The sequence below is a fragment of the Paenibacillus sp. NPDC058177 genome (genome assembly GCF_042883835.1).
In the GTDB taxonomy this organism is placed as follows: Bacteria; Bacillota; Bacilli; order Paenibacillales; family Paenibacillaceae; genus Paenibacillus_AQ; species Paenibacillus_AQ agri.
Genome location: NZ_JBHVVB010000006.1, coordinates 229,979 through 249,436, shown reverse-complemented (window position 1 = coordinate 249,436; position 19,458 = coordinate 229,979). Strand labels below are relative to the sequence as shown.

Below are 19,458 nucleotides of genomic sequence, written 5' to 3'. Positions count from 1 at the left end.
TATGGATCTGAAAGAGCTGCGGCGGCAGCGGCGCGGCCAGTCCATGGGGAAAATGCTGCCTTATGCCGGATACATTATCCAGAGTGGTGTGGCCATGGTATTCCTCTTCATCGTGATCGCTTTTTCCGCTTGGTATACTTCTCTGCTCCGGAACATTCCGGAGGGCGTTCCGATTCGCTGGATCATGCTGGTACTGCTGCTGCCTGCGGCGGTGCACAGCAGCTTCAGGACTTATTTGCAAAGTCCGGATACCGTATTCCTGCTGCCGCAAGGTCACCGGATGCGGGAATATTTTGCTCCGGCTTGGGTTAGCGGGAATGTGTGGAAGCTCCTGCGGCTGGCCTTTGTGCTGATAACGTTATGGCCGCTGTACATACGCACGGAAGACACTCCCAAGCTGCTCGGGGCTACAGTGCTCTTATTGGCGGGAGTGAAGCTGCTGTCGAGCTTCGGCTGCTGGCGCGAGCTTGGCATGTTGTCGCGCCCTGCCTCCAGGTCGTTCGCCCTCCTGCGCTGGGCGGTTGGCGGTCTCATGATCGCAGCCTGGATTTGGCAGCCGCCCGGCCGGGCGTTGATCTTCATTGTGCTGCTGGCAGCGGCTTACCTCGCAGCACTTGCCGTTCCGGGCCGTCACCGTGTGGCGTGGGAACGGCTCATCGCCACCGAGAAGAACCAGGGCGCTCGGGCGCTGATGATTCTCGGCTGGTTCGTGGACGTGCCTGGGCGCGAGCAGCGGGTTAATGCCCGTCGTTATCTCTCCAAATGGGGGAACCGCTTGCCTTGGCGGCAGAATACAGCCTACCGTTTTCTGCTGACCAAGAGCTTTGCCCGCGGTGACATCTTCGCAATTGTGTTGCGGATCGCCGTGATTGCCCTGTTCCTGAACTGGTGGAACTATGCCAGCTATCTGGGCAGTGGGATTTATCTATTTTTCCTGTTCATTGTCGGCATTCAGTTGTCTGCATTGCGGAGGCTTCATAGCGAGTCCTTCTGGCTAATTGTGTATCCTCTGCCACAGGGCAGTAAAGCGCAGAATTCGATCATGTTTATCTTCCGCGTCCAACTTGCATTGGCTGTATTGTTATGGCTGCCCTTCCTCAGGGGCATCGGGGAACAGCCAGGGCTGGTGGCCGGAAATCTGGTCGCCGGCGCGCTGTTGACTTACCTGTTTAAGGCTTACGCTTCCCGTAAGGAAGCTTCACTGGATGACGAAGATTTATAGCAGAAGGGGCTGTCCCTGAAGTAGTTTTTCTAACGATCGGACACCGCTTCTTTCATTCTAGCGACAAAAAAGTAAGCAGAGCAGCGATTCACCCGTTATTGGAGAATCGCTGCTCTGCTTTTTTGGTCCGCTGCGGCTTGCTTCAACATGTTATGGGCAAGCGAAAGCCATCCGACCGGGGGGCGTCACTTTCTCTATGCCGCGAAGCAGAAATCGCCGGAAACCCCGGTTGTTCTTTAGTTGTCCAAACACACACTCCGGTTCCGTCATTCGATGTACGGCCAAAGCGTAACCCCCTTCACCGAATCATAATCTGTCGACAGATTTCAACCAGTAGAAGCGGTATATTTGCAATTCTCCTTCACCAGTCCTCTGAACAGTGTAAAAGAGGGGGCACCTCGGCCACTAAGAGCATTTTTGTACCTTATTTTTCTTTAATATAGGCAAATGAGGGAAATAGGGGCATTATTGTATCTTATTTTTCGGAAAAGCACGCTGAACGGGGGATTCTGGAAAATTTAAGGTACAATATTGCACTTAATCTCCTATAACCCTCAGCTGTTGACGATTTAAGGTACAAAAATGCCGTTAATTACACTTCGTTCCTTGCCCGTAGCGCTGCTCCTCAGCTCCGCCATTAACTATTTTTCGCATTATTTTTAAGCAGTTGGGCTTCTCATCAATGAGCACCTAGTTCTGGGACAACCCATTCGCGTGAGGGGATCGTGTCAAATAACGCCTTGACTTTATTTTTAAGCACAGCTATAATCAACGCCAAGCCATACAATCCCGGCTATGACCAGAGACATGATTCCATTAATCAAGCTGCACAGAGAGAGAAGCAACCGCTGCAAGCTTCTTCTGATTGACGATGGAGTTACCCCTTTGTAGCCGTGATGTGGAACCTGAAGGCTCCGTGCCTGCGGAAGTATACATCACCGGACCATCTCCGTTACAAGATGCTGATGAGGACCTGGCAAGTTGCGGGTCAAATTAGGGTGGAACCACGAGCTGAACGCACTCGTCCCTTGGGATGAGTGTTTTTTTGCGTTCAATAATTCGTGGATGGAGGCATAACAAATGGTTAAAGTGATACTTCCGGACGGATCTGTCCGGGCATATGAACAAGGCGTGACTGTAGAACAGATTGCAGGTTCCATCAGCCCCGCTTTGCGGAAATCGGCAGTTGCCGGCAAAGTGGATGGTGAATTGGTGGATCTCCGCACAGCGGTAGAAGGCGATAGCGGGATCGAGATTGTGACGCTGGAGAATGAGGAAGGACTGAAGATATACCGGCACAGCACAGCTCATCTCTTGGCTCAGGCACTGAAAAGAATATATGGGCAAAAGGCCGTCAAATTGGGCATTGGTCCCGTTATCGAAGACGGATTCTATTACGATATCGACATGGAGAAATCCTTGTCTACAGACGATCTGAAAGTCATTGAGAAAGAAATGAAGAAGATTATCCAAGAAAATCTCCCGATTACTCGCCGTGTAGTTAGCCGGGAAGAGGCGCTGGCCATCTTCGGGGAACTGGAAGATCCCTACAAGCTGGAATTGATTCGTGATTTGCCGGAAGATTCGGTTATCAGCATCTATGACCAGGGAGAATTCTTCGATCTCTGCCGGGGACCGCATCTGCCGTCTACTGGCAAGATCAAGGCGTTCAAGCTGCTGAATGTAGCCGGTGCATACTGGCGGGGAGATTCCAATAACATCATGCTGCAACGCATATACGGTACATCTTTTCCGAAGCAGAGTCAGTTGGATGAGCATCTGAACCTGCTGGAGGAAGCCAAGAAACGGGATCACCGCAAGCTGGGCAAAGAATTGGAATTGTTCATGTTCTCGGAAGAAGCGCCGGGCATGCCTTTCTTCCTGCCCAAAGGCATGATTATTCGTACAGAGCTGGAGGACTTCTCCCGTGAGTTGCTAAGACAGGGCGGCTATGATGAAGTGCGTACACCATTTATGATGAACGTCCGGATGTGGGAGCAATCAGGGCATTGGGATCACTATAAGGACAATATGTACTTCACAGATGTAGACGATACGAAGTTCGCATTGAAGCCTATGAACTGTCCGGGTCACATGCTGATGTTCAAGAACAGCCGACATTCCTACCGGGAGCTTCCGATGCGTCTGGCCGAATTCGGCCAGGTTCACCGCCATGAATTCTCTGGCGCGCTAAATGGCATGATGCGGGTACGCTCCTTCTGTCAGGATGATGCTCATTTGTTCGTGCTCCCTTCCCAGATCGAGGAGGAGATCGCCGGCGTCATTGAGCTCATTGACCATATCTATCAGGTCTTTGGTTTTCAGTACAGCATCGAATTGTCTACTCGTCCTGAGGATTACATGGGCTCCGAGGAGCTGTGGGACGCGGCGGAGCAATCCCTGCAAAATGTGTTGGAGAAGCGCGGCATCCAGTACCGGATCAATCCGGGGGATGGGGCCTTCTACGGACCGAAGATCGACTTCCACATTCTCGACGCGCTGAAGCGCAGCTGGCAGTGTGGAACCATTCAGCTGGACTTCCAGATGCCTGAGAAATTCGACCTCAATTACATTGGCGAAGATAACGGAAAGCATCGGCCTGTGGTCATCCACCGGGCAGTCTACGGCTCCATTGATCGCTTTATCGGGATATTAATAGAGCATTTCTCCGGGGCCTTCCCGGTATGGATATCCCCTGTGCAGGTCCAGATCCTGCCGGTCTCTGACAGGTACAGTGAATATGCCTCGCAGGTGAGAAAGGTCTTGGAGGCGGCAGGTATTCGCACTGAGGTTGACTACCGTAGCGAGAAGCTGGGTTACAAAATCCGTGAAGCGCAAATGGCCAAGGTTCCGTACATGATCGTACTGGGTGAGAGCGAGCAGGCCGGACAATCCATCTCACTCCGCAAGCGGGGGCAGGCTGAGACGGTCACAACAGATCTGCAATCCTTCCTGGCAGTGATCAAGCAGGAGATTGCACTGAAGTCCCTTGAATTTCTTGATGACAATTATGCAATAGCAATACCACAAGCTTAAGATAACTAATGAAGAGAGCGCCGGGCGGATTCCGTCAGGCGCTCTTTTTTTTCGCGGTAAAAACAATACTGGCAATAAAATTAGATGCGGTCAGATCCCTGCGTGTGATTCCCAAGAATGCCAGACTAACTCCGGGGTTTATAAGCAATCCCATCGATCATGCACAGACAGGATGAATTCACAAATTTGCTGGTGGTGGTCATTCTTGCCGGAAACGTCTCATTATCAAAGTAAGTGCGAAATACGTCGCGGGCGGCGGAGAAATGCTCGATATCCCGCAGATACAGGTTGATTTGCACAAGATCGCCAAGTCTGGCTCCTGCGGCATGCAGGGTGGTCTTGAGATTCTCGAAGCTCTGCACCATCTGGAAAGCAATGTCGTCCCGCTCGTGTCCTCCAGAATGATGGGCAAGAAAGATGAAATCTCCGGCAGCGGTGAAAGCAGAGCAGGTATCATCCCCGTAATGGTTGGATAAGCGCGTAATCATTTATTTTCCTCGCTATCTATTATGTAATTTTATATCCATTATACCAAACGTATGTTCTTAAATCTATGATTCATAGTACCTTCTTTCAGACCGCCGTAAATCCTGATTCATTGTTAATTTCGCAAAAACGGTGCAGATGATTTAAAAAATGAGGCCTGTCTTTTACCAATCGTCTCCAGCATAATAAGCCTGAGCTTAAATTTGTATACGCTTCCAGGTGGGAGTGCGCACTAATTTCCGTACCAAACAACAACATTGGGGGAGGATTCAGGCGTGAAAAGAAGATTGTCCATTTTTTTGGTAATGCTTTTGCTGTCTTCAGTGGTTTTGGATGTGCTGGGGGCAGGCGTGGCAAGTGCCGCAAGTGATGAGACAGGACTTCCGGTATACTATGATGCGAGGAAAAGCGTGGATGAACGTACAGCCGACTTGCTGTCCCGCATGACACTGGACGAGAAGATCGGGCAGATGATTCAAGCTGAAAGAGCCTCGGTAACACCTGAGGAAGTGTTGGAGTATAGACTGGGCTCTGTCCTCAGTGGCGGCGGCTCCTTTCCGAATGGAAAAGAAAGCGACAGCACACCAGATCACTGGAGAGCGCTGATCGACGGATATCAGGATGGCGCATTGTCGACGCGGCTGGGTATTCCCCTGCTGTATGGCGTCGATGCAGTGCATGGACATAACAATCTCATAGGGGCTACGCTGTTCCCTCACAACATCGGGCTGGGGGCAGCGAATGATCTTGAACTGACTGAGAAGATCGGGGCAGCTGTTGCTAAAGAAGTCGCGGCTACCGGAGCCAACTGGACCTTTGCACCAACCATGGCCTCTCCCTACAACGTTAGATGGGGACGCACATATGAGGGATTCAGCGACAATCAAGAGGTTACTGCCAAGCTTGGGGCGGCTTATATTCTGGGATTGCAGGGGCGAACGCCTGCGGAATTGGCTGGTTCAGGTACCATAACTGGTACTGCCAAGCATTATTTAGGTGAGGGCTACACGGACAATGGAGTAAATCAGGGTGATACTACTCACTACACCGAAGAAGAAATTATCAAGAAGGATCTGAAAGTATATGAGGCTGCAGTGAATGCGGGTGTGCAGACTGTAATGGCCTCCTATCACAGCATTAACGGTCTGAAGATGCATGCTAACCAGCATCTGCTCACAGATGTCTTGAAGGGCGACAAGAAGAACGGAGGCCTGGGCTTTACAGGATTTGTTGTTTCTGACTATAACGCTGTACAGCAAATTACGCGGGATAGTGACGGGAATCCGGTCAGCGGATTGAAGAATCAGCTTGCTGCTTCTATCAACGCCGGGGTTGATATGTTCATGCTGACAGCAGACTGGAAAGTCAGTCTGAAGCATATCAAGGATCTTGTAGGCGAAGGCAGAATCAAGGAGGAGCGCATTACTGATGCTGCCGAACGGATTATTCGGGTGAAAATCGCGTCCGGACTGTTCGAGCATCCGAAGAGTGATTCTGATCTGGCGGGTGCCTTCGGCTCCGCGGAGAACCGGGCACTGGCGCGTCAGTCGGTAGCGGAATCTCTGGTGCTATTGAAGAATGACAAGGTGAACGGCAAGCCGATTCTATCCCAGCTAGGCGGAATGAAGAAGATTTTTGTCGCCGGGAAGAATGCGGATGATCTTGGTAATCAGGCGGGGGGCTGGTCGATCACCTGGCAGGGCAAATCCGGAAAGATCACGGAAGGAACCACCATTCTGCAAGGTATCAAGGATGTGGTCTCACCGTCCGCAAGCGTTACGTATAACAAAAATGGACGCGGTGCGGCCGGCCATGATGTGGCCATCGCTGTAATTGGCGAAACGCCATATGCGGAGAGCGCCGGGGACCGTACGAATCTGAACCTGGATGAGCAGGATCTGGCAACAGTGGCCAACATTCGGGCTGCTGATCCTAATATTCCGATTATTGTGGTGCTCGTCTCCGGACGTCCGATGACAATTGCTCCGCAGTTGAAGGATTGGGATGCACTCGTCGCGGCTTGGCTGCCAGGTACAGAGGGAGCAGGAGTTGCCGATGTATTGTTCGGCGACAAGGAATTTAAGGGCAAGAATCCGATCCGCTGGCCGTTCACACTGGACCAATATCCGGTGAATAACGAGAGTGAGAATGTCTTGTTCAAGACTGGTTATGGTTTGACTAAAAATGAAGAGACACCTGTTCTGCCGGAAGGACCGGTAGTCCAGGATCCGTCACATCTCATTCCAGGGAAAATTGAGGCTGAAGATTTCAGCGCCAAGAGCGCAGGTCTGCAAACCCAGGAGACACAGGATGTAGGCGGAGGACTCAATGTTGGCTACACCGCAGCAGGAGAGTGGCTGGACTATAATGTCAACGTGGCTGAAGCAGGCACCTATCGGGTGGATTTCCGGTATGCAGTCAATGGCAACCCTACGGGCATCAGGGTCAAATCTGCAGAAGGGAAGACACTAGGCACCTTAAGCGTAACATCGACAGGAGGCTGGCAGAACTGGCAGACCCAAGCGGTGGATAATGTAGTCTTCCACAAGGCAGGTTTGCAAAAAATCCGTCTTGAATTTACCAGCGGCAACATCAACCTGAACTGGGTTCAATACACCCGGACTGGGGATGTCTCCACCGAAGAACCTAACCCGGGCGGTGGCGGGGAAGAGGTTCAAGAGAACGTCATTAAGCAGGATGCAGTCAGCTCCTGGGTCTCTAGAGAACGTGATCCATCTGACCGGAAATGGTATTATGCCGACCGCTACCAGGAGGGCGATGCCAAGCTGGAGCAGCAGAAACCGCTGAATATTGCCCTGCCGAATAATGCGGAAGGCACGTCCATTCACATTGATCCGGACAAGAAATATCAGTCGATTCTGGGTATCGGAACCTCGATGGAGGAATCGACCGTCAACAATCTGGCCAAGATGTCTCCGGCCAAGCAGGATGAGCTGCTTCGCCAGATGATCGATCCGAAGGACGGAATCGGCATGAGTATGCTGCGCCTGACGATCGGGACGGCCGATTTTACAGATAAAGAATTTTACAGCTATAACGATATGCCGCCAGGACAAACAGATGTTAACCTGGAGCATTTCTCGATCCAGAAGGATATTGACTACCATATCATCAGCACCGTGAAAAAAATTCAGAGCATTAACCCGGACATTAAGTTTTTTGCTTCACCATGGAGCCCGCCGGGTTGGATGAAAACAACGGACAGCATGCTCAAGGGGCAAGTGAAGGAAGAATATTTGCCAGTGCTGGCCAAATATTATGTGAGATTCCTCCAGGAATATGCGAAGCTCGGCATCACCTTTGAGGGAATGACCATGCAGAATGAACCTCTGCTGGAAATTGAGTACCCTAGTACCAGAATGTCGTGGGAACAGCAGTCCCGGCTCGCCAAGCTTTTACGTGCTGAACTGGATGCTGCCGGGTTCACGTATGTGAAGCTGTGGACGTTTGACCACAACCCTGGTGATACGATGGCGTATCCGGCACAGATTCTCGGGAATAAGGAAGAGGGTGCCTATGATGCCGTGGACGGTACAGCCTTCCATGATTACGGAGGCGATCTTGGGCTGATGACCCAGCTTCATGACCTGTATCCTGATAAGCATGTCTACCTGACTGAACGTGCGGTATGGGGGACGTCAGGTGCTGACCGGATGGCCCAATATTTCCGTAATTGGGCCCGTAGCTACAACTCCTGGGTAGCGATGCTGGACAGCGATATCGCCTCCCACCAATGGACGGGAATTCCCGATCCTACGCCGATTGTGCAAGATTCATCGGACCGCAACAACTATTGGCTGCTGCCGGAATATTATTTGATGGGCCAATATACAAAGTTCGTCAAGCCAGGTTATGTGCGGATTGATAGTGACTATGGCTCAAGCAGCACTATAACCAACGTGGCGTTTGCAAGCCCGGATGGCAAAGAAATCGTAACCGTGGTGATCAACCAGACGAATGAAGCACAGCGTTTCAAGCTGCTTGCCGACGGTACACAGATTACTGCAGTATTACCGGCTAAATCGGTAGGAACGTATACATGGGAACGTGTGAATGGAATTAAGAAGGTGCCAGGCACTTGGAATGCTGTTGATTTTGATGCTGCCGAGGGCCAATACACCAAGCATGCTAATGGATATATTTCCGGACTTTCCGAAGGCACCTCTTCCTTCGACTATGTAGTGAATGTACAGGAAAGCGGAAGCTATGTCCTGAATTTTGAACACAGCTTTACCGGCACTGCCGGAGCTGGACAGCAAGTGGAGATCTTTGAAGACCAGAAGCCTGTTGGAGTCATTCACTTGACCAAGCAGACTGCGGGTGAAGAGGATTTTGCCGCAAACCGCACGATTCTATCACTGGATAAAGGAACTCATAAGCTCACGCTGAAGACCACCGGCAAGGGCTATAATATTAAATCGCTGACTCTTGCAAAAGCTTCTGCTGAAGCAAATAATCTGCCGGGCATCCTTCCTGCCGCAGATTTTACCGAATCCTCCGGGGTCCTGGTGAAGGACGAAGCGGTTGGATTTACCGGCAATGGCGATTGGGCGAAATATAAGGTCAATGTCCCAGAGGCCGGCAGCTATCCGTTGCTGCTATCCTATGCCACTGCTAATAACGGCGCCGGGTTCGAACTGCTCGCAGGTGAAGGAGACAGTACTGTGACCGCAGCGACCTACGGTTTGCCGGGTACGGGCGGATGGAGCAACTGGCAATCCTTCCAAGGTGCCGTGACTCTCCCTGCGGGGGATCAGACCTTGACGCTAAAAGTAACAGGGGAAGGCTTCCAGCTTAAATCACTGGTGATCGGCCCTGCACTGCAATCAGACACGATCCTCACTGAAGGCCAGGAGGATGGAGCCGAAGTGTTAGTTACTCTGCGCAACGAAAAATATGCATCAGTACTGGATGCAGCATATTGGAACGTTGAAGATTACCCTGGTACCGTAGTGAACAGCGTGTATCGGGTAGACGATCACACAGCCAAAGTTGTACTGGAAGGCATGCGGAGCGTTGATTTTGACAAAGACCGTGTACTGACCGTTACGGCTGATGTATATCAGACCGAATCACAGAGAGCTTACGGCAATGTGAAGCTTCTGAAAGTGCCTGTTACCGTGAAGGCAGTGAATGATGAGGAGAGCATTACGCTGGAACCATCCAATCTGCCTTATAACGTGAAGGGACAGGAAATCATAATCTCCCTGACCGGGGGAACGTTTGTCCCTGAACATCTTCAAGACATTACCGTGTCTGGAACGGCAAAAGATCAGGGTCATGTCTCCATTGCCTCGGCGGTTCTAATCAACCCGGTTCAAGTGAAGCTGACGCTGGCCTGGGATGGGCAGCCATATTATAGCGATTTGAAGCTGAAGGTGAACGTGCCAACCAGCGCTTACGCTGATTCTGAAGGTGGCGGCACGCTGACGGCGGAAGCTACGCTGGCGGGAACGACCCGTGCGGTTGCGCCTACCAATCTTTTGGAGCTGAGTTCACTGGATCAATTCTACCGCCTGCAAGGGATGACAGCGAGTGGTGGAGGCAGTGGAGCCAAGCTAACGGGTATTCATGCCGGGGATAGCGTGGACTATTGGGTGAATGTACCGGAGGATGGCGACTATGCGGTAACGCTGACAGCGACATCCACAGGTGCAGCATCTCAGGGGATTATTTTCAAAACTGAAACAGGTCAAACCTTGAAAACAGTAGATGTACCGAATCTCTATTCACAGACAGTCGGTATTCGTGCAGTTCTTTCGTTGAAGAGCGGCGAGCAGAAGCTGCGTCTGCAAGCAGGCTCGGGCGGATATGAACTCAGCGGCATCGCAGTAGAACAATATGTACCGGATGTCATGGACAGCAGCAGGTTCATTAAAGTTGAAGCTGAAAACTATTATAATGCTGCAACAAACGGGATTCAGAGCAATTTGAAGGACGGCACTTTGCAATTTAAAAATATTGGATTTACCTCATCCGGCGGTTCCTTTGACTATAAACTGAGCGTTGCTGAAGCCGGATTATACAAAATCATTTATCGCTATGCCACCACAGAAGGCGGCGTAAGTGCTACCCTGTCCGCGAACAGTAATAAGCTGCTGGATGCGGCCATGCCCGCAACAGGTAACTGGGACTCATACAGTGAGGCAGGTGGTGTTGTCCGGCTTGCACAGGGAGAACAGATTCTGCGGATCACGTTAAACAACAACGGGGCGAACCTGGATTGGTTCTCACTGGAGCCGGCGGACGATAGCGAAGTGAAGGAAGGCAAGGCTGCACTGCCTGTCTCTTCTCTGAAGTGGGGCACGTACAAAGGATTGCAAATCGTAACCTTAAGCACGGAAACGGAAGGAGTAGAAATCTACTACACTACAGATGGTTCTCTGCCTACAGCAGACAGCAAGCTGTACAGCGGACCGATTGAGATTTCGGATATGACCGTCATTCGTTCCGTAGCGGTGAAGGAAGGCATGAACAGCAGCTATGTTGCACCGTTCTCTTACCTCATCACCGAAGACTCTGAAGTGAAGAAGGTATCCGCGCCGCAAGCAGACCCTGCTGGAGGCACATACACCGGCGAGGTGAAGGTGAAGCTGACGACAGCAACAGCCGGAGCGGAAATTCGTTATACCCAGGATGGTTCCGTTCCAACAGCAAGCAGTCAACTTTACAGCGGACCAATCTTTGTAGGCAAAAGTAAAACGATTAAGGCTATCGCGCTCAAAGAGGGTTGGAAGGACAGCGACGTATCGAGCTTTAAATATATCCTGGGTGAGGATGGTGAACCAGGTACAACGCCAAGTCCTACACCAAGCCCGACACCAATCCCAACGCCGGGATCAACCTATAGCCCGGATCAGAACTCAGGGTATGCCCCGACACCAAGTCCAACACCCGCAGCGGGTGGAAGCAAAGAAAGTGTTGTTGGCGGCAAAATCATCACCGCGTCACCAGTCTTAACCAAAGACAGTGGTAGTGCAAGGGCGATGGTCAGCGCAGAAGCCTTGAAGCAGGCGGAAGCTGCACTGTCTGGCAATGCAAAGAATGTTGTCATTGAAATTCCAGCTCTGGCGGATGCCAAAGCCTATGAGCTTGGGCTGCCGGCAGGAGTATTATTCGCGGATGCGAAGACTTCTATTGAAGTCCGTACCGGATTCGGTACGCTGTTGATTCCGGCCAGTGTGCTGAAGGCGGGGGCGGATCAGAGTCAATCGCCATGGATCATTACCATCGCCAAGGCAGAAGGACCATTGGCAGGACAAAATGCACGGCCAGCTTACAAAATTAGTGCAACGGTCAATGGAAAAGAAGTGTCGTGGAAATCACCGGATTTGCGGATCACAGTCTCCCTGCCGTATGTGCTACTGGCTGGAGAACGTGGTAAAGAGGAACATCTCACGATCCACAGCCTGAATGCAGCAGGAACACTGACCGCTGTACCAAGTGGTCAATATCACAGTGATGCAGGGGCAGTAGTCTTTAGCGGAGCATTCTCCGGCACGTATGTCATTACGTTTACGGAGAAGACCTTCGGGGATATCGGGCGTTACCCATGGGCCCGTCAGGCGATTGAAGTGCTTGGGTCCAAAGGAATTATTACCGGTATTACGGACCAAACGTTTGGACCGCAGAGTGAGGTGAAACGCGGAGACTTTGTACTCCTGCTTGTCAGAGCACTCGGTCTGGACACTGCTGACGCAAGTGACAGCAGCTTCAGTGATGTGAAAGCGGGCGACTACCGATACGAAGCGCTGGCTATTGCCAAGCAGCTGAACATTGCCTCCGGCCGTCCGGATGGAAGCTTTGATCCTGATGCTTCAGTGACGCGTCAGGAGATGATGACTCTGGCCGCCAAGGCGATCGCCGCGGCAGGGAAGAAACTGCCGGCGGGAAGCGGGGCCTCTTTGCAAAGCTTCAGCGATGGTGGTCAAGTGGCGCCATACGCCCAAGGTAGCGTTGCGGGGCTGATCGCAGCAGGAATCATCAAAGGGGATGGTACGCGTCTCCATCCGCTCGGGGTAACGACCCGTGCAGAGGCCGCGGTGCTGATCTACAATCTGTATAATTTGTAATCGCTCTGCCGGTAGGTAACGGTGAGCATAAATAAACGCCTTGACGTATGCTTTCGTCAAGGCGTTTTTTTTCAATGCGGCTGCTGTTTCAAAGGATAATCATCTCTGTGACCTTCCTACGAATGTGATGCGATGAGATACTAACAGAATAAGAAGAGCGCAGAGGCGCTCTTCTTTACTTTGTCAGTTCCACTTAGATAAAGAGTGAACGGCTGATGATGACCAGCAGGATAAAGAGAACCAAAATGGCGCCAGTACTTGTGAATCCACCGTGTCCGTGTCCGTATCCGCCTCTAACTTCTTCGCTCATGTTCATTCCCCTTCCGCATGTGAGTGTGTGTACTTGAGTACATCGTATTGTATGTGCGGAGGGGGAGAGGTGTATGGGCCAATGCCGGAAAGAATGACAAAAAAATATCAGCCCCGGATCAAGTCGGGACTGATATTGGATGAAAAATCAGTGAAATCAAGCTTTCTCAAGATCACGAACGCCTGCATAGACCAGATCGAACAGGTCTTCCAGATGCTCCTCTTCAATACAGGAGAAGGCAATGCGCAGATCGGTCTCGCCGAGTGCGATGGTGCCAAGTCCATAATGGTGTATGAGATGCAGCCGCAGCGCTTCCGCAGAGACAGTCTTCAGCTTCAGGCACATAAAGTAACCGGAGTTGAACGGATAGTAGGTCCAGACATCGTCACCGTATTTACCGCTGTCGAGCAGCGACTTCACCTTATTGGCGCGCCCTTTCATGATTTGGAATTTCTCTTCCTTTTGAGCCGAGAATTCCGGTGCCTTCAGCGCATCCAGCACGAAAGTCTGCGACGGATGGGCTCCGCTGGAGATCGTGGCACGGATGATACCGAGCGTCTTCTGCTCCAGTGCAGACAGCAAATCTTTGTTCTCCGAAGCAAAGGTAATGAAGCCAACACGGAAGCCCCAGACGAATTCTTCCTTCGTCGCTCCGTCTACCTTCACGGCGAGAACACGCGGATGCAGGCTGGCCAGTTTGCCGAACAGGGATTCCTTGAGTGAATCCTCGAAGAACAACCCAAAATACGCATCGTCGCTAACTACAACTACGTTAATACCTTCCTCAGCTGCACGAAGAATGGCTGCCACAATCTCTTCGCCTTCCTGAAGTCCCGGGGTGTATCCTGTAGGATTGTTCGGGAAGTTGAGCAGTACGATTGCTTTACCGCGTTCTTTCTGAGCGAGCAATGCATCCAGCAGACCTGCGCTGTTGAAGGTCATTTCGTCCGTGAAGAGCGGATAGTTAACGGTCTCGGCATGACGACGGATGCCAAAGGTCAGCTCATAGTTCTCCCAGTTCTTGTCCGGATAGATGACGGCATCGCCCGGCTCTGCGAACAGGTCAGCAACAATGCTAAGTCCATGCGTGAGCGCGTTGGTCACAACGGGATTGCTGAAGGACTTGCCTTCCAGCGACGGATTCTCAAGCAGCATCTTCTCACGCCACACAGTACGCAGCTCCGGCTTGCCTGCCGGGGGAGCATAGCTGTAAAGATCCTTGGGGCTGTAGGCAGAGAGTTTATCTTGAATGACGCCAAGGTGCATAGGTACGCCGCCTTCAGTGGCAATGCCGATCGTAGCATTGTATTTCTTGGCATGAGCACCAGCTTCCGCAGATTGGCTTAGAATCCCTTCTTTAGGGAAATAAATTTCCTTGCCAAGGGTGGAGAGCATCTCGTAGACATGTTCATTTCCGGCTTTGATACTTTCGTTCAATTGTCCAGCCAATGAATTCATCAGTTTCATCCTTCCGGGTTATCTTGGGGAATAGATACGCTTAACATTGCCTAACATTATATCATCGCGAAATGCCGCCGTCACTGATGAAAGCGCGTTTTTTTCAAATAGTTTTACGGCATTTCCAGCGGCCTCAGCAGTCCGTTTTAGTTTTGAAAAAAGAACTGTCCGCAGTAGACGGACAGTTCTTTTCAGGCTTTATTTCATAAGGGTGCAGCATCTTGTTATCCCTGCCTTGAAGGGAGCGGGAAAGAACTGCTTGGGTACCCCATGCAGTTCAGCAAGTCCGGCGAGTATACGTTGTCCACTGGACTAATAAGTAGGTGACTCTTCGGTCTTAATTTATAAATCATGTGGATAAGGACAGAATTTCTTCATCAATTCTATCGTCTCTGCATCCCGTTCTCCGTTGCGCTCTGCTAGACCGCTGATCACGCCTGTTCGTTCGTCTTCTTTGAGATTCTGTCCGAATTTGAATTTTGCGGTCAACTCATCCGGCGTAATGCGGACAACGGCAACGCCCTTCAGGCGGCCGCGATATTGCGGGTCAGTCGCATCAATTTCGTCATAGCCGCCTTCGGGCTGCAGTTTTTTCATAAACAGGGCTAACACCGTTGCTTTTTCAGTGATATCACTCACCGGTTCGGCGGTGCCGAAGGCCGTCACACTCTTAAAATATGCAGTGGCAGGGCAGGCGAGATGCGGATCACTGAAATAGGAGGGAATCAAAGCGTACTCGTCCGCAACCGTGAAGCATACCCGCTCCTGGCGGCGGATGGCCTCCATCTTGCCCCCGGCATGGCTGCCGTGAAAATAAAAGCATCCGTCTGTGTAAACAAAATTCAGCGGGGTCACCCTTGGCCGTCCTTGCTCATCCGTCGTACCGAGAAAGCCGAAGCTCATCTCGTTCAGGAAGGTTTGCAGCTCCTCCTCGTTGTCGATTTGAAATTCTTTTCTGCGCATGTTGAACACTCCTCTGATTCTTGAATTTGTGGAGCGTTCGCTCCTGCTTATCCTTGTATGTCTTGGTTTCTACAGGATAGAATGAAAATTGACAATAAAAAAGGACCGATTTGCATTATTTTTATTAGTCCAATTGGTTTCATGAGTGAAAGGAATGACTTCATTATGGAGCTTACATTACCTTACGATCAGTATCTGGCGTTACATCGCTATAAATATCTGGCACTCTATCATGCTCTGCGTGCGGCCATTTTGGAGGGGACGCTGCCAGGCGGCACCCGGCTGCCATCCACGCGAAGATTAGCCGAGTTATATAACCTGTCCCGAGGTTCGGCTTCTCAAGTCTATGAAATGCTCCTGGCCGACGGGTATGTTCAGGGAGAGACCGGCCGGGGAACGTTTGTGTCGGAGGATATCTTCGCCGCAACGCATCAGGAAACCCATGAACGGCCCCTTTCACCCTTTATCACTAATGAAGGGGGTGCTTCAGAGGCCGCGGAATATGATGAACTGGCTCATCTTCCACTCTCGGCCTGGGGGAAGCGTCTGGCAGTCGCCTCGGCCCCAGCCCGAATTTATGAAGACTTCGGGGGAGATGTCATCGATTTTAGCAGCAAGGGAATGCAAATGGTGCATTTTCCTTACAGTGAATGGAAAAGCGCTCTTGCCTATGCCGGAGGTAAGGGCGGCACACTGCTGGAGAGCGCTGGCCCGCCACAGGGCGATGAAGGCTTAAGGCGGGCTATCGCCGCACATCTGCGGATTACCCGTGGCATCCGCGCAGAGGCCGGGCAGATCGTGTTGTTCAGCGGATCGATGCAGGGCATCGTTCTGCTGACTCAACTGCTGCTGGACCCTGGAGCGCCCGCCGTTGCCGAGGACCCCGGCTTTCACGGCATCCGCCGGGCGGTGGAGGTGACCGGCGGAGTGTTAATACCCGGCACGGTCGATGATAACGGTCTTGTGCCGGAGGACTGGAACGCTCGGCTGCTATTCGTGACACCGAGCCGGCAGTTCCCCACGGGCGCTGTGCTGCCCCTGGAGCGGCGGCGAGCGCTGCTGGACTGGGCGCAGCGTCATCATGCCGTCATCCTTGAGGACGACTATGACAGCGAATTCCGCTGGACGGGCCGTCCGATCGAGCCTTTGAAGGCGCTCGACCGGGGTGACCGTGTGATTTACATCGGCTCCTTCTCCAACACGATGTTCGCGGGCCTGCGGCTCGGCTACGCCGTGCTGCCGCAGCCGCTTGCCGGCCCAGCGGTGGCCGCCAAAGCCCTCTATGAACCGCTGGCGGCAGGGCTGCTGGAGCAGCGGGCCCTGGCGCGGTTCATGAACACCGGCGGGTACCGCCGACATCTGCGGCGGATGACCCGCATTTACGGCGAGCGCGGGCGGGCCTTCCGCGCCTTGCTGTCATCGCAGCTTGGCGGCCTGTTCGAGCCGCTGCCCGGCGATGCTGGCCTGCATGTGTACGCCCGCTGGCTGGGCAGCGCGGAGGCGTTCGAGGCTTTCCGCGCCGCGGCCCTCCGGCGCGGCGCAGGCTTTCGGGACGCCGGGCTGTACCGGGTGGCGCCGGGAGACCCTGCGGCCTGCTTTTATTTTTCCCATCTGGATCTTCCCTCTATTAAAGAAGGCATGCGTCGTCTAAAACAGGCATGGGATGATGTGCAAAATGCCACGTGACAAGGTATGATGGAAGAAGAACAGCTGCACTAAACTTTCAGGAGGTCACATTTATGCTGCATGCATCGCCGTCCTCTTTTGTCATTCTGCCTGCCCTGGCGAAAATTGTGTGCGAACCAGGTTGGAAATGGCAGAAGCGGGAGAAGCCGTTGCAAAATTATGATTTATTCTATATCTGGAGCGGGGAAGGCACGTTGGAGCGCAACGGGGTTCCTTATGAGATTGGCAAGGGGAGCTGCTTCCTGTTCCGTCCGGGAGACCATACAGTGGCTTCACATAATCCGCAAAAACCGCTCGTGCTTACATACATTCATTTCGATGTAGCTGAAGATGTAACCGAGGTTCCACAGCCTTACCGCGTACTCACGGAGACGGTGGAATTCGAGCATCTGCTTGCCCGTTATGTCCGGCTCTTTCTCGTGCAGACCTTCGCTGCTGAGCAAGAAGGCCAATTGATCCTGAAGCAACTGATGATCCACTTGCTGCGGGAGGATCGGGTCATGCCGGTGGAGCGTCATGTCAGCAACCAGCTCGCCGAGGTGATTCATGAGGTAGCCAACTATGTAAGCCAGCATCCCGGTTTATCGCATCGGGTGGAGGATCTTGCTGCCCGGGCGGGGCTGTCGTCGCGGTATTTCTCCATCAAATTCAAGGAGCTTACCGGTTCGTCCGTTCAGTCCTATGTTATCCGTGCCCGAATTGAACGGGCTCAGCATTTGCTGCTGTATGCCGGGATGAACGTTACCGAAGTGGCGGACGCGCTGGGGTACCGTGATATTTTCTTCTTCAGCCGTCAGTTCAAGCAGTATACGGGAAAAAGCCCCTCTGAGATCCGCTGAAGTCGCGGGGCCTGATTATAATTACAATGTATATAAAAAAATCACAGAGAACCGGCGCCCATGTGGTGACCGGTTTTTTGTGATGTCATGAATGGCGGGAGTATAATCGTATTATAGAAGCGTATCCTTCGGATGTAACCGGGGTATAAGGTATATAAGTGCGCTTTTGTCAGGGGTGCTACATAAGGACCTTGGGGATGACGATACCAGAGGCTAAAGGAGAGAGAGAAATGTATGAGATTGTGTTAATACGGCATGGTGAGAGTGAATATAATAGGCAGAACCTGTTCACAGGCTGGAGTGACCCCGATCTGACCGAGAAAGGAGTCCAGGAGGCCAAGGAAGCAGGCAAGCTGCTGAGAGAAGCCGGGTATACGTTCGATCTGGCCTTTGCCTCCGTGTTGAAGCGTTCCATTAAGACCCTGCATTATATTCTTGAGGAATTGGATTTGTTATGGCTTCCCGTACAGAAATCCTGGAAGCTGAATGAGCGTCATTACGGGGCGCTGCAAGGGCTCAGCAAGAGTGAAACGGCAGTGAAATACGGCGAGGAGCAGCTTCATATCTGGCGGCGTAGTCTGTCTGTCCGTCCACCGCTTCTGGAGCCGGATGATCCAAGATATCCCCGGACCGATATCCGTTATCAAAATGTCCGGGAGGGCGATATTCCGCGTGGTGAGAGCCTGGAGGATACTGTACATCGGGTCGGTGACTTCTGGGTCAACCGGATTGTACCACTGATTCGCAAGAAGGAGCGGGTTCTGATCTCTGCACATGGCAATACACTGCGGGCGCTGATCAAATATATGGAAGACATTGACGAGGCGACCCTTCTGGATTTGAACATCCCTACAGGCGTTCCGCTGGTTTACAAGCTGGACGAGAATGTGAATCCGATCAGTCGGTTCTATCTTGGAGAGCCGGCTGAAGTGCAGGCCAAGGCTCAGGAGGTAGCCAATCAGAGTAAGGTTACAGAGTAATCGAACGAGGTTAACGTGCCAGTCCATACAGGGCTGATCAAGGAAAAAGGGAGTTCTTTAAGCCGGATGATGGCTTTGGAACTCCCTTTTATGCGGTAAAGCGGCACAAAACAAATGATACATGAGGATATTCATGGAACGGATGAGGATTTTCTATGTTAGGATGAAAATTCTGATGCTACTATCAAGATGAGCTAATCAAGCAAAGGGGGAATCAATGAATATTCTCACACTTACAGGTGTTTGGAAGTTATGGTCCGGTTTTCGTTTCAACAAATATAAATCTGTAATATTGGAGGTGATCCCCTGAGATTGTAACCCGTTCTTGAGCAATTCCGAATTCCACGCTAATAGATACAGCAATATCGGAAGTATAATCCCTCTG

Annotated in this window: 11 protein-coding genes and 1 pseudogene; 6 read left to right on the top strand and 6 right to left on the bottom strand. The window is 51.9% G+C overall.

The genetic code is table 11. The annotated features are described in order from the left end of the window. The first annotated feature begins 1 nt into the window (after window position 1). The gene (locus ACFVU8_RS22615; protein WP_387430326.1) at window positions 2-1,222 is read left to right on the top strand and encodes an ABC transporter permease; all 1,221 of its coding nucleotides are present in this window, start codon (window positions 2-4) and stop codon (window positions 1,220-1,222) included. A 95-nt stretch (window positions 1,223-1,317) separates the two neighbouring features. On the opposite strand, the pseudogene ACFVU8_RS29995 reads toward ACFVU8_RS22615, so the two are convergent. Together ACFVU8_RS29995 and ACFVU8_RS22605 are read right to left on the bottom strand one after the other, a co-directional pair. Beyond that, window positions 1,318-1,522, bottom strand: a pseudogene (locus ACFVU8_RS29995) (transposase); the annotation flags it as partial. Window positions 1,523-2,038: 516 nt separating this feature from the next. After that, window positions 2,039-2,161: a hypothetical protein gene (locus ACFVU8_RS22605; RefSeq protein WP_379467999.1), complete on the bottom strand. Its 123-nt coding sequence runs from the start codon at window positions 2,159-2,161 to the stop codon at window positions 2,039-2,041. A 141-nt stretch (window positions 2,162-2,302) separates the two neighbouring features. Here ACFVU8_RS22605 and thrS point away from each other — a divergent pair, with 141 nt between their 5' ends. Continuing rightward, window positions 2,303-4,258: a threonine--tRNA ligase gene (thrS, locus tag ACFVU8_RS22600; RefSeq protein ID WP_379468001.1), complete on the top strand. Its 1,956-nt coding sequence runs from the start codon at window positions 2,303-2,305 to the stop codon at window positions 4,256-4,258. Between the two features lie 125 nt (window positions 4,259-4,383). Here the strand turns inward: thrS and ACFVU8_RS22595 are convergent, their stop codons facing one another. After that, window positions 4,384-4,746 (bottom strand): RidA family protein, encoded by a 363-nt coding sequence (locus ACFVU8_RS22595; RefSeq protein ID WP_379468003.1) that lies wholly within the window; start codon window positions 4,744-4,746, stop codon window positions 4,384-4,386. Window positions 4,747-5,019: 273 nt separating this feature from the next. Here ACFVU8_RS22595 and ACFVU8_RS22590 point away from each other — a divergent pair, with 273 nt between their 5' ends. Beyond that, window positions 5,020-12,837 (top strand): glycoside hydrolase family 3 N-terminal domain-containing protein, encoded by a 7,818-nt coding sequence (locus tag ACFVU8_RS22590; RefSeq protein ID WP_387430324.1) that lies wholly within the window; start codon window positions 5,020-5,022, stop codon window positions 12,835-12,837. A 193-nt stretch (window positions 12,838-13,030) separates the two neighbouring features. Here the strand turns inward: ACFVU8_RS22590 and ACFVU8_RS22585 are convergent, their stop codons facing one another. The 3 genes from ACFVU8_RS22585 to ACFVU8_RS22575 form a co-directional block, all read right to left on the bottom strand. Further along, window positions 13,031-13,147, bottom strand: coding sequence for a YjcZ family sporulation protein (locus tag ACFVU8_RS22585; protein ID WP_217492848.1), 117 nt, complete (start codon window positions 13,145-13,147; stop codon window positions 13,031-13,033). A gap of 156 nt (window positions 13,148-13,303) precedes the next feature. Beyond that, window positions 13,304-14,605 carry an aminotransferase class I/II-fold pyridoxal phosphate-dependent enzyme gene (locus ACFVU8_RS22580; protein WP_387430322.1) on the bottom strand — a complete coding sequence of 434 codons (1,302 nt, stop codon included), beginning with the start codon at window positions 14,603-14,605 and terminating at the stop codon, window positions 13,304-13,306. A gap of 342 nt (window positions 14,606-14,947) precedes the next feature. Beyond that, window positions 14,948-15,568 (bottom strand): pyridoxamine 5'-phosphate oxidase family protein, encoded by a 621-nt coding sequence (locus ACFVU8_RS22575; RefSeq protein WP_379468010.1) that lies wholly within the window; start codon window positions 15,566-15,568, stop codon window positions 14,948-14,950. Between the two features lie 81 nt (window positions 15,569-15,649). On the opposite strand from ACFVU8_RS22575, the gene pdxR reads away from it, so the two are divergent. From pdxR to gpmA, 3 genes are all read left to right on the top strand, one after another. Then, entirely contained in the window at window positions 15,650-17,254 is a 1,605-nt protein-coding gene (gene pdxR / locus ACFVU8_RS22570) for a MocR-like pyridoxine biosynthesis transcription factor PdxR (protein WP_387430320.1), read from the top strand. Between the two features lie 53 nt (window positions 17,255-17,307). Beyond that, window positions 17,308-18,093 carry a helix-turn-helix domain-containing protein gene (locus ACFVU8_RS22565; RefSeq protein WP_175371346.1) on the top strand — a complete coding sequence of 262 codons (786 nt, stop codon included), beginning with the start codon at window positions 17,308-17,310 and terminating at the stop codon, window positions 18,091-18,093. Between the two features lie 230 nt (window positions 18,094-18,323). Beyond that, complete coding sequence (gene gpmA, locus ACFVU8_RS22560) at window positions 18,324-19,073, top strand: 2,3-diphosphoglycerate-dependent phosphoglycerate mutase (protein WP_379468015.1); 750 nt, start codon at window positions 18,324-18,326, stop codon at window positions 19,071-19,073. The last annotated feature ends 385 nt before the right edge of the window (window positions 19,074-19,458 follow it).